The following is an 11,992-nucleotide window of genomic DNA, read 5'->3' on the forward strand; positions in this document are numbered from 1 at the left end:
ACGCCTCAGGAGGAAGGCCCGTCCACACTAGCGATGGAGCAATCGGCGAACTTCGGCTATTCAGGCATGAAGTTTCGATAATCGGTCAGATCGCCATGACCTCGCTGCACGCCTGCTTCCAGAGCTTCGACCCCGACGCCTTTCCTCAGGCCGCCATCGCCGTCAGCCTGGGCGGATCGGCGCATGACGTCGAACTGCCCCTGCACACCCATCGCAAGGCCCAACTGGTCGTGGCGCTGCAGGGCGGGGTCATGTGCCGGACGCAGGACGGCCTGTGGATGGCGCCCCTCGGCGGCGGCGTCTGGGCGCCCGGCGGCACGCCGCACAGCAACCGCGTCACCGCCAACGGCCGCGTCTGCATGCTGTTCGTCGAGCCGGACGTGCCCGGCCTGCCCGACCGATGCTGCACCCTGTCGCTCAGCCCCATGCTGATCGAGATGATCCGCCATCTGGCCCGCCAGCCCACGCCCGACTATGCGCCCGGCGGCCACCTGGACCGGATCGCCCAGGTCATCCTGGAAGAACTGCGGCGGACCGAGATCGCGGCCCTGCACCTGCCGATCCCGGCCTCCCCCGCCCTGCGCCGCATCGCCGAGGCCCTGATCGACAACCCCGGCGACCGATCCACCGTGGGCGAGTGGGCGCGCCGCGTCGCCATGAGCGAACGCACTCTGACTCGGCTGGTCGTGCGTGAAACAGCCATGAATTTCAGCCGCTGGCGCCAGCAGCTGCAGATCGTCCTGGCCTTGCAACGCCTGTCGTCCGGCGCCTCGGTCCAGAGCGTCGCCTATGACCTGGGCTATGAGTCCGCCAGCGCCTTCATCACCATGTTCAAGGCCGCCCTGGGCAAGCCCCCCGCCAAATACATCGCGGCGGCCGCCCCCCGCTGAGCGCCCAAAGCAATCAACGTATATTGTATCTGATTTAAGCTCATGTTTTCCTTCGGCTCGAACCGCCCGGCAAGGGCGGCGAAACCTCGGGGGAGGGAAACATGATCGTAGCCGTTCTATTGACGGCGCTGGCGCTGCTGGCCGCCTGCTACGCCGTCCAACTGGTGCGCACGGCCAAGGCGCGCGGCGCCTTGAGACCCAGCGCCGAGGGCGTGGCCATCGGCGCTGTCGCCAACTTCTTCGACGCCCTGGGCATCGGGTCCTTCGCGCCGACGACAGCCTGGTTGCGGTTCCGCAAGCTGGTCCCCGACAGCTTCCTGCCCGCCGTGCTGAACGCCGGCCACTGTCTGCCGACGGTGATGCAGGGGCTGGTTTTCATGAAGCTGATCCAGGTCGACCCGGTGCTGCTGATCGCCTGTATCGGCGCCTCCATCCTGGGCGCGGTCATCGGCGCGCCGATCGTGCTGCGTCTGCCGGTGCGGGCGGTGCAGATGGTGGTGGGCGCGGCCTTGCTGATCGCCGCCGCCCTTTACGCCATGACCAATCTGAACCTGATGCCGGCGGGCGGCGAGGCCGTGTCGCTGGGCGGCGGCCTGTTCGTCGTCGCCGTCGTCGCCCACCTGATCATGGGCGCGCTGATGAGCTTCGGCATCGGCCTTTATGCGCCGTCCCTGATCATGCTCAGCCTGATGGGGATGAACCCCACGGCGGCCTTTCCGATCATGATGGGCGCCTGCGCCTTCCTGATGCCGGTGTCGAGCCTGCGATTCATCAGGAGCGAGCGCATCGACCTGCGCCTGGTGCTGGGCATGGCGATCGGGGGCATACCGGCGGTGCTGCTGGCCGCCTTCGTCATCACCTCACTGCCGCTGACCGTGCTGCGCTGGGGCGTGGTGGCCGTGGTCCTCTATGCGGCTGTCAGCCTGTTGACGACCGCCCTGAAGGCTCGCCCCGAGGCTGCGGCCGCCGAACAGGGGTGAGGCGTTCGATCAGTCCCGCCCCTCTTCCTGTCCGAACTCCTGGCGAAGGTCGGACAGGGTATGTTGCAGGTGCTCGGCTACCAGGCCGCGGACCGCTGCGGCGTCCCGGTTCAGCCACGCCTGCAGGATCTCATGATGTTCCGCCTCGGCCGTCAGATGGCGGCCCTTGTGCTCCAGGTGCTTGCGAACATAGCGGTCGGCCATGACGTGAAGGCGGGCGGTGATTTCCGTGGTCAGGGCGCGTCGGCCCGGCTGCACCAGGGCCATGTGGAAGGCGCGGTTCAGCGCTCCGACCGTCGGCAGACCGGCCGCCGCCGCCGCGTCGAGTTCAGCCAGCACCCGCCGGGCGGTCTCCTGCCGGGTCTCGTCGGCGCTGAGGCAGGCCTCAGCCGCCGCTTCGGGCTCCAGCTTCAGGCGCAGCTCATAGATTTCCTCAGCCTCGGCGGCGCTCATGCCGCGCACGAAGAAGCCGCGGTTGGGGTGCGACACCACCAGACCGTCCTGCTCCAGCCGCACCAGCGCTTCGCGCAGGGGAATCTTGGAGACGTTCAGATCGGCCGCCAGACCATCTTGCCGAATGGGCACGTCGGGCGCGATCGCCCCGGACACGATCATGTCGCGCACCACCTCCATCAGGCGATCGGACAGGGTGCGGACTTCAAGCGGGGATGCGGCCATGCGGGAGTTCATCGAGTCGAAAAGGCTGGGCTGGTCGCCCGGCCCAGCCATACCGCGCGACGGCCGCAATTACGATGCGGAACTCCCTCAGACGACCTGGAAGCCCGCCCAGAAGGGATCGCGACGATCCACCCAGATGGTGTTGAAACCCGTGGCGACGGCCGAGCCCTCGATCGAAGGCACGATCGCCTTGTGGCCGCCCACCGTCGTTTCGGCCTCGACGCGGCCGATGAAACGGCTGCCGATATAGCTTTCGTGGACGAAGGCGTCGCCGACCTTCAACCGCCCCGTGGCGTGCAGATGCGCCAGTCGCGCCGAGGTGCCGGTGCCGCACGGACTGCGGTCGATGGCCTTGTCGCCATAGAAGACGGCGTTGCGGCCGTCGGCCCCCTGCCCTTTCGGCTTGTCAGCCCACAGGACATGGCTGACGCCGTTGATCGAGGGCTCGTCCGGATGCACCGGATGGAAGGCCGCCCGCACCCGCTCGCGCACCAGACCGCTCAGTTCGATGATGCGGCCGGCGCCCAGATCATCCAGCCCGGCGTAGGCGCCCTGCGGCTCGACAATGGCGTAGTAGTTGCCGCCGTAGGAGACATCGACGCTCAGCGGGCCGAGGCCCGGCACGTCGATTTCGATCCCCTCGGCCGCCAGATAGGCCGGGACGTTGCGGATGCGCACCGAGGTCACGCGATCGCCCTCGGTCTCATAGGCGATGTCGAGCACGCCCGCCGGAACCTCGACCTTCAACCGCCCCGGCGTGCGCGGCCGGATCAGACCGTGCTCCAGACCGAAGGTGATCATCCCGATGGTCCCGTGGCCGCACATGGGCAGGCAGCCGCTGGTCTCGATGAACAATATGCCCGCGTCCGCGTCCGGCAGGGTCGGCGGATACAGGAAGCCGCCGCTCATCATGTCATGGCCGCGAGGCTCGAAGCACAGGGAAGTGCGGATCCAGTCATAGCGGCCGAGGAAGTCGAGCCGCCGCTCGGCCATGCTGGCCCCTGACAGCAGGGGCGCGCCGCCGGCGACCAGGCGAACCGGGTTGCCGGCGGTATGACCGTCAATGCAGAAGAAGACGTCGCGCATCGGGACTCCGGATCAGACGATCTTCACGGCCTTGCCCGAACCGATGGGCCTGGTGTCCGCCGCCTTCTCGACCATGGCGATGACCTCGGCCCGGCGCGCGCCCGCCAGCGGCATGCGCGGCATGCGGACCCGCTCGGTCCCCCGACCCATGATGGTCTCGGACAGCTTGATCGACTGCACCAGGTCCGACACGGAATCCAGGTGCAACAGCGGCATGAACCAGCGATAGATCTCCAGCGCGCGTGCGATGTCGCCGTCCTTGACCGCCTTGACCAGGGCCACCGACTCTTCTGGGAAGGCGTTGGTCAGACCCGAGACCCAGCCCTTGGCGCCCAGGATCAGACCTTCCAGCGCCACATCGTCCAGGCCGACCATCAGCGCATAGCGGTCGCCCAACTCGTTGACGATGTCGGTGATGCGCCGCGAATCCGGAGCGCTTTCCTTCAGGGCCACGATGTTGGGCACGTCAGACAGACGACGCAGGTCGTCGTTGTTCAGCGTCTGCCGATACATCAGCGGATTGTTGTAAAGCATGTTGGGCAGGCCGCTGGCCGCCGCCACCGCGCGGAAGTGCGCCTCCAACTCTGCCTGGGTCGGTACATAGACCATGGCCGGCAGCACCATCAGGGCGTCCACGCCGATGGCCTCGGCGTCCCTGGCGTAACGTTCGGCCCGCGCCGTGGTCAGTTCGCTGACCCCGGTGATGATCGGCACGCGTCCCGCGGCGACCTCGACCGCCGCCTTCAGGACGGCGCGCTTCTCTTCCGGCTCCAGCGAGTTGTTCTCGCCGACCGTGCCCATGACGATGATGCCGTCGACGCCGTCCTTGATCAGGCCGTCCAGCACCGTCTGGGTAGCGTCCAGATCGACCCCCAGTCCTTCGTCGAATTGCGTGGTCGCCGCCGGGATCACCCCGGTCCAGTCCAACTTCGCCCCAGCCATGAACAACTCCTCCTCAAACAACGATCGTATACGATATCTGATTACAGATTAAGTCAAGCGGTCTACAGCCTCTGCGGCGCGGTCGATCGCGTCCGGCCAGGCTCAGAACCCGAGAGCCAGGATCTGGTCGTAGAGCACCTTGGGCGTGCGCACGCCGCGCGCCAGGCTGCGGGTGCGGGCCTCATAGCGGCGCTGTGACGGCAAGCGCGCGCCCTGATCGGCGAAGGCGGCGAACAGAGCCTCGGCGCGGGCGGCGTTCGCCTCGGCGTCGCCGCCGCCCATGACGGCGGGATCAAACGCCAGGATCAGTTCGCCGTGCATCGGCGCCGCCTTGGCGCCGTCGTCGAAAACCATGGACTCCCGGCTGGTCAGATCCCCGATCAGCGGCCCGGCCATCAGCTCGATCATGGTCGACAGGGCCGAGCCCTTGTGTCCGCCGAAGGTCAGCATGGCGCCGTCCAGAGCCTCGCGGGCGTTCGTGGTCGAACGTCCTACGGCGTCAACGCCCCAGCCCTCGGGGATCGGCTTTCCGGCGATGTCGTGCAGCGCCATATCCCCGCGTGCGATGGCGCTCGTGGCGAAGTCGAAGACATAGGGGTGCGGCCCCGGACGCGGCCAGCCGAAGGCGATCGGATTGGTGCCCAGAAGGCCGCGCCTTCCTCCGGCGGGCGCCACCCAGGAATGGCTAGGCGTCATGGCCAGGGCCGCCACGCCCATGCCCGTCAACTGCTCGATCTCGGGCCACAGGGCCGAAAAGTGGAAGCAGTTGTTGATGACCAGGGCCGCCACCCCGACCGCCCTGGCCTTTTCCGCCAGCAGAGGCGCGGCCCGCTCGAACGCCAGCAAGGAATAGCCATGGCCCGCATCGGCCCGCACCAGGGCGGGCGAGGCGTCCGTGATGACAGGCTCCGCATCCGGCGACAGCTTGCCCGAACGGATCGTCATGACGCAGCCCGGCAGGCGATAGAGTCCGTGGGACGCACACTCGTCCCGCTCGCCAGCCGTGATGACGCGGGCCACCGCCTCGGCGTGCGGGGCCGACAGGCCGGCTCCCGTCAGCACCCGCCGCGACAGGGCGAACACCTCTTCGATCGACAGGGCGACCGTCTCCTGGGCCTCGAACACGCTCACATCGCTCTCCCGCGCCTGAATCGTATACGATAATGCTGGGACGCGCCGGAAACATCAAGTCCGACGGGCTCAGGCCGTGAAGCGTCGTCGGCCCTTCTCGACCGTCATCCGATGCGCGCCTGCGACGGCCGAGGTGCGCGCCTTGACTGTCTCCATGAAGATCCACTCGCCGCCGACGCGCTCTGGCGTGATGTCGATCATCATGTATCCGCGCCCGCTGGGCTGGGCCCAGGCCATTTCCGGATTGGCGGCGACGAAGGATCGAGCGGCGACCGACGGCGCAACGCCCAACTGCTTCTCCATCCCGTTGGAGGTCACGGCCTGACCCGCGAACTCCACACCGGCCGGACGACCGTCTTCCGACAGAGAAAAGGCCCAGGCGTTGTGGCTGTCGCCGGACAGCATGACCAGGTCGGCGTCGGCCGCCTGCGCCGCCTTGAGGAAGCGCGAGCGCGCCGCCGGATAGCCGTCCCAGCGGTCCATCCACATCGGCAGGCCAATCCGCCCTGCCCGCGCGGCGTTGGCGAAGGACCGAACGGCGCCCTCGCTTAGATCCGGCCGCAGCAAGTCCAGCGCATCCCCTGGCATGACGGTGCGGCCCATGATGGTGCCCATTCCCACCACCTGCCAGGCCGTGGTCCGGGCGTTGGCGCGCAGTTCGCGCGCCAGCCAGGCCTCCTGGGTCGAGCCCAACATGGTGGCCGAGGCGTCCTGCCACACGCCGTCGCGGAAGGCGGTCAGGGCGGCTTCGGTCCCCTCGCGATAGGCGGCGCCGATATCGGCCTGACGCGTGCGGCCGATCAGCCGTGATTCCGTGCGGTAGAGGGTCGCCAGATCGCCGATCGGATAGGATTTCCACGGCTCCTCGGAAATCGGCATCCATTCCAGATAGGCTTGGACGGCGGCGGCGCGGCGCGTGCTCCAGTCGCCTTCGGTCGCCGGTTGATGGTTCTGGGCGCCGCCTTCCCAGCTGTCGTTGGTCGATTCATGATCGTCCCAGACGCAGACCATCGGCGCCGCCGCATGCAGGGCCTGCAGGTCGGGATCAGCCCGGTAGCAGGCGAAGCGCAGGCGGTAGTCGGCCAGCGCCACCATCTCATGATCATGGGCCGGCAGGACCACGCGTTCGGCGATGCGATCGTCTGCGGCGTAGGAGCCGATGCCGTATTCATAGACATAGTCGCCGACGTGCAGCCACAGATCGACATCGTCGCGCGCCGCCGCATGGGCATAGGCGTTGAACCACCCCATGGGCAGGTTCGAGCAGGAGAACAGGCCGATGCGGAACCGCTCGGCCCGGCCGACCGGCAGGGTCCGCGCCCTGCCCGTCTGCGAGCGCGATCCATCCGGGCCGATGAAGCGGTACCAATAGGTCTGGCCGGGCTCCAACCCGTCCAGGGTGATCTTGACGGTCCAGTCGCGATAGGCGCCCGTGCGCACCACTCCGCGCGCCGCCACCTGGCGGAAGTCGGGGTCCAGCGCGATCTCGGCGTCGAGCCGCGTTTCATCCGCTTCCCCGGCGGGGACGTAGCGGCTCCACAACAGCAGGGAGTCCGGCCCCGGTTCGCCGCTGGCCACGCCGTGGGTGAAGCCCGACGCGCTCAACAGGGTCTTCGCCAGCGCCGCGCCGCCCGGCAGCGCCAAGGCCGCCAGGCCCAGGCCGCCGCCCATCACCAGCCGCCGTCGATCAAGCCTCAAGGCCATGGGATGTCCTTTGAAGAGAAAGGTCCGGGACGTCGTCCCTTGGAAAAAAGGTCCGAGCGGCCGCGCCGTCGCAGGACGACGCGGCCGCCGGGTCTTCATGCGTTCAGGCGGATCAGAAGACGCCCTTGATGCCGATGTTCCACATCGAGCCGTAGACCGTGTATTGCTGCACCCGCTCGCGCTCGTTGGAATAGATGATGTCCGGCGCGTTGAAGATGTTGCGGCCCGCCAGCATCAGATCGAAGCGGTCGTTGAGCTTGTAGTTGACGCTGACGTTCCACAGCTCGCGCGGCGAGTGATACAGGATGCCGTTGTTCGGCGTGGTCGGCGTATTGTTCAGTCCACTGACCCGATACTTCGACTGCCAGTTGCCGTTCAGCTGGAAGTCGAAACGGCCGATGTTGTAGCGGACGCCCCAGTTAGCCGCCTGTTTCGGCGTGCCCTGACGCTCGCCGTCCGGGTCCAGATAGGTGACCGAGCCGTGCAGGCTCAGACCGCGCCAGGCGCCCGGCAGGAAGGTCAGCTGTTGGTTGTACTCCAGCACCACGCCGCGATTGGTGCTGGTTCCGTCCAGGTTCTGGGCGCTGCGGAAGGTGTAGCCCGCATACTCGGCCGGATCGAAGCCGACATCCTCAGGGTTCACCGTCATGCCGGTGACCTGCATGTCGTTCATGTCCAGCTGATAGGCGGACAGGCCGATGATGCCCGCCGGCGCCAGATAATACTGCAGGCTGGCGTAATACTTGGTCGAACGCTCCGGCTTCAGTTCGGGGTTCGGAACGGTCACGATCATGGTGTCGTCATTGATCGACACCACGCCGCCCAGATTGCCGTAGTCGGGACGCAGGATCGCCTGGCTGAAGGACAGTTGGCCGACCAGCTTGTCGGTGAAGTCGTATTTGACCCCGCCGCTCCAGAACCAGTCGTCGTAATCGCCCTTGCGGTCCTGATAGGTCCCGTCGTTGTACTGATAGAGCAGGCCTTCGATGGTGTTCACCGAATAGCCGGCGTCGGTGACCTCCTTGAGCGGACGGATCATCGCCACGCGCGAGGCCGTCTCGGTCTTCTCATAGCGCAGACCCAGGTCGAAACGGGCGCGGCCGGCGTCGGCCTGCGCCTCGACATAGGCGGAGGTGATGTCTTCCTTGACGCGCTTGTTGTTGTCCAGACGGCGCTTCAGGTTGCCGATCTCGTCCGCCACGAAATACTCGGGATGCTCGCGATAGATGTCGTACATCCCGTAGTGGCTGTCGGCGCGCCAGCCCTGAGCGTTCATGTTCCCCGCATCGAAGCCGATCATCTCGAAGCGGTACTTCTGGGTCCAGGGGATGACCGCCTCGGCCGACGTCTGCGTCAGGTCGCCGGTCGAGCCGACATATTTGAACTGCTGGAACGAGCCCTCGTCGGTGCGCCAGTCGTTGCTGCGCGCGCCCAGCCCGCCCATCAGGGTGAAGTGGACGTCGCCCAGGCTCAGCCGCTTCTTCACGTCCAGGTTCAACGAATACATGTCGTTGATGGCGTCCGACTCCGCCGTGCGGATGTTGTTGCCGATGGAGATGTCGCGGTTGAAGCTCATCGGGTCGCTCCACGAACGGCCCGCCGTCTGGCGCAGATACCAGGCGTTGGACTCCGTGGAGTTGCGCTCCATCTCGAAACCGATCCCCGTCAGGTGGTTGTCGGTCCGCTGAAAGAAGCCCTTGCTGGTGTCGCGGAAGTTGAACTCCGCCGAGGAATAGCTGGCGCGCAGCGCGGCTTCCCAAGTCTCGCCCTTATATTCCAGCTTGGGCGCGATCAGATAGGTCGGCGTCCCGGCGTACCGGTGCGAATAGCCGGTGTGCAGACGGGTGTTCCGGCCATCCGGATTGACCACGATGTGCGTGCCCGTCGACTCCGGCGTGGCGTAGGACGTCGTCGTCGTGCCGAAGGTCAGATAGGTGTACTGGTTGAAATACTCCACGTCATAGAAGGAGTAGTTGCTACGCAGCGAGAAGATCAGATCTTCGGTGAACTTGTAGTCCAGCGCCAGGTTGGCGGCCGTGCGGCTGGTCAGTTTCGGACCCGGACGCCACATGACCTGATAGGGCAGCACCCGGCCGTCGGCCAGATAGGACCAGTCGGTCTGGATGCGGTCCTGCTGCACATAGTTGGCGTTGTGGCTGGCGCTGAAGGCCACGCCCAGACGGCCGTCCATGAAGACGTCGGCGTAGGAGAACTGGGCCGAGGGGTAGAGGCTCGCGTGCTTCTTGTCGTCGGGCATGTAGTGACGCGACAGGGCCGAGTCCGAGGTCGCCACCCCGCCCAGCTGGAAGCGCAACTGACGCTCAGGCAGCTGGAAGGCGTATTTGCTGCGCAGGTTGATGCTGCCGCCCGGCGAGTCGGCGTCCATGCTGGCCAGCAGGGTGTGGTTCAGCTCGATCGTCTCGATGCCCGTGATCGACATCTGCTCGAACGAGTTCTGACGCCCCGAGTTGTTGTTCGAGGTGGCCGTGGCCATGCGGGCCCCGTCCATGGTGAAGGTCGAATATTTGGGCGGCAGGCCGCCGATCCGCACGGCGGTGGCGTCGACCTCGGTATAGTCGATCGACAGGCCCGGCATGGACTTCATGAACTCGCCCACGTCGCCCATGGTCAGGGCTCCGAAGTTGTCGGCCGGGACCACGTTCTTGGCGTTCATCGCCACGCGGCGCTCCATCAGCGCCTTGGCCTGACCGCCGCGCGCGGCGGTGACCACGATGTCCGAGACCGAGGCCACGTCATCGGCCGCGCCATAGGACGGCGCCTGCAGTTCGACATCGACGACCGCCGTCTGGCCCGCGCCCACGCTGGCGACCACCCGCGCCTCCTGCAGACCGGCGTAGCGCACGATCACTACGACCTCGCCCGCCGGCACGCCGCTCAGGCGGAAGACGCCGCCGTCGCCTGAATAGGCGATCAGGCTGGCGCCTTCGACCCGAACCTCGGCGTTGCGGATGAACTCGCCGGTCGCGGTGTCGAACACCCGGCCGCGCAGGGCGCCGGCGGCCACGGGCGACTGGGCCGCAGCCTCGCCCGAGGTCTGCGCCGCGGCGGCCTGCGGCGCGACGGCGGCGAAGGCCGCCGCCATCAGCGGATACAACAACAGGGCTCGCGGGCTGGCGCTGGCGAGATGGCGGGAACGGATCTTCATGGAAATCTACTCGAACAACTGGGGAGGAGAGGAAAAAGCGAGGGGTCGCAGGCCGCCGTGACGGCGGCCCGATGGGGCGAACGCAGCCGTCAGGCGCGGCTCAGGGGGCGGAGAGTCGTCGCAGGCGCTCTTCGGCGGCGACGGGCGCGAACGCCGCCTGCGGATCTCCGGTCCAGCGCATCAGGGCGATGTCAGCCGTCTGGGCGCCCTTGCCGCCGGAATTCGCCGCCACATAGAAGAGGCCGCGTCCCAGCGGTTGAAACCCGACGTCCGCCTTCCAGCGCCAGCCGCGCAGGCCGGTGGCCGGGTCTTCCAGACCGTCCGGCGCCAGAGGCAACAGCATCCCCTGCTCCCAGCCCTGGCCCGACGCGGCGGGGACGCCGATCAGATCGCCGCGCGCAGGCCTGGCCTCGGCGTCGACGGCGAACAGCAGATAGTTGGGAAACTCGGGCTTTCGGCCCTGATAGACGCCCATGAACCAGCGGCCCGCTTCGGCGTCGTAGGCGAGATTCTGCACCCCATAGGTCGTGTTGCCGGTGCGGACGAAATACTTGCCGTCGACGGCGGCGGGGCCTTCGCGGTGCGGCGCGGCCTCTGACAACGGCTGGGCGTAACGGTCCCAGGCGGCGATGTCGTATTGTAGCAGGACCTGATGATCGTTGTCGGCCCGCGTCACATCGCCATAGACGCCATAGGCGACGGTCAGCAGCACCGGTCCGTCCCTGCGCCCGAAGCGCGGGCCGAACGCCACGCCGTCGATGCCCGAGGCGCCGTAGCGATGATCGCGCGTGTCCGCCGTATCGCCGTCAAACCGCCCGTCGCCATCCATGTCGGCGGCGTAATCGCGTCCGACCTCGGCCAGATGAACCGTCGTGAACAGATCGCTGCGGCTGGCCTCGACCCCGACCTCATTCAGGCCCGCGACATCGATCACCGCGATGTAGAAGGCCTCGTCCGCCTTGTACTCCAGCGAGCCGTACAGCCTGCCGTCGACCGGGTTGAGCGCCAGATCGCCCAGGTGGCCGGTCCAGCCGACCAGCGTCCCGACCAGCCGCCCCTCAAGGTCGTACTTGGCCAGCAGGTTGGTGAAGGAATAATAGATGAAGCCGCCTTCGACATCGACGGCGACCCCCTGCACATGGCCGGCATCCCAGGTCCCGCCGTTCTGGTTCAACGGCAGGCGCTCCACGGCGCGGCGGTCGGTCGGGGACGCATCGGCGGCCTGCGCCCAACCCGGCGCGATAGCGATCAGCATGGCCGTCGCCAGCGCCAACGCCGCGATGGTCACAGGCGCTATGGCGCGCGGCGAAACACTGAACTTCATGCCTTTGAATCCCCGCCTCCGACGGAGAGGGGCTCTAGGGCGAATTCATGATGTTCGGCTCACGCTTCGACTACAGCCACGCCAAGCTTAG

The 11,992-nt window shown here is 67.1% G+C and carries 9 protein-coding genes; 2 read left to right on the plus strand and 7 right to left on the minus strand.

What is annotated here, in order from left to right:
• Nucleotides 1–95 precede the first annotated feature (95 nt).
• Both V8J38_RS11685 and V8J38_RS11690 read left to right on the plus strand, forming a co-directional pair.
• Entirely contained in the window at nucleotides 96–890 is a 795-nt protein-coding gene (locus V8J38_RS11685; protein ID WP_338575873.1) for a helix-turn-helix transcriptional regulator, read from the plus strand.
• Nucleotides 891–991: 101 nt separating this feature from the next.
• A complete protein-coding gene (locus V8J38_RS11690) occupies nucleotides 992–1,870 on the plus strand; it encodes a TSUP family transporter (protein ID WP_338575875.1) in 879 nt (292 codons plus the stop codon).
• Between the two features lie 9 nt (nucleotides 1,871–1,879).
• On the opposite strand, the gene V8J38_RS11695 is transcribed toward V8J38_RS11690, so the two are convergent.
• The 7 genes from V8J38_RS11695 to V8J38_RS11725 all read right to left on the minus strand — a co-directional run bounded on the left by V8J38_RS11695 (nucleotide 1,880) and on the right by V8J38_RS11725 (nucleotide 11,901).
• Nucleotides 1,880–2,548, minus strand: a complete 669-nt coding sequence (locus V8J38_RS11695; RefSeq protein ID WP_338575877.1) for a GntR family transcriptional regulator — start codon at nucleotides 2,546–2,548, stop codon at nucleotides 1,880–1,882.
• A gap of 87 nt (nucleotides 2,549–2,635) precedes the next feature.
• The gene (locus tag V8J38_RS11700) at nucleotides 2,636–3,634 is read right to left on the minus strand and encodes a 4-hydroxyproline epimerase (protein WP_338575879.1); all 999 of its coding nucleotides are present in this window, start codon (nucleotides 3,632–3,634) and stop codon (nucleotides 2,636–2,638) included.
• A 12-nt stretch (nucleotides 3,635–3,646) separates the two neighbouring features.
• Nucleotides 3,647–4,576, minus strand: a complete 930-nt coding sequence (locus tag V8J38_RS11705) for a dihydrodipicolinate synthase family protein (RefSeq protein WP_291781724.1) — start codon at nucleotides 4,574–4,576, stop codon at nucleotides 3,647–3,649.
• A 102-nt stretch (nucleotides 4,577–4,678) separates the two neighbouring features.
• Nucleotides 4,679–5,707 (minus strand): Ldh family oxidoreductase, encoded by a 1,029-nt coding sequence (locus V8J38_RS11710; protein WP_338575881.1) that lies wholly within the window; start codon nucleotides 5,705–5,707, stop codon nucleotides 4,679–4,681.
• A gap of 69 nt (nucleotides 5,708–5,776) precedes the next feature.
• Nucleotides 5,777–7,411 carry an alkaline phosphatase D family protein gene (locus V8J38_RS11715; RefSeq protein WP_338575882.1) on the minus strand — a complete coding sequence of 545 codons (1,635 nt, stop codon included), beginning with the start codon at nucleotides 7,409–7,411 and terminating at the stop codon, nucleotides 5,777–5,779.
• A gap of 112 nt (nucleotides 7,412–7,523) precedes the next feature.
• Nucleotides 7,524–10,577, minus strand: coding sequence for a TonB-dependent receptor (locus tag V8J38_RS11720; RefSeq protein WP_338575883.1), 3,054 nt, complete (start codon nucleotides 10,575–10,577; stop codon nucleotides 7,524–7,526).
• Nucleotides 10,578–10,677: 100 nt separating this feature from the next.
• Entirely contained in the window at nucleotides 10,678–11,901 is a 1,224-nt protein-coding gene (locus V8J38_RS11725) for a hypothetical protein (protein ID WP_338575884.1), read from the minus strand.
• Nucleotides 11,902–11,992: the final 91 nt, after the last annotated feature.

It is taken from the genome of Brevundimonas olei (assembly GCF_037055245.1).
Classification (GTDB): domain Bacteria; phylum Pseudomonadota; class Alphaproteobacteria; order Caulobacterales; family Caulobacteraceae; genus Brevundimonas; species Brevundimonas olei.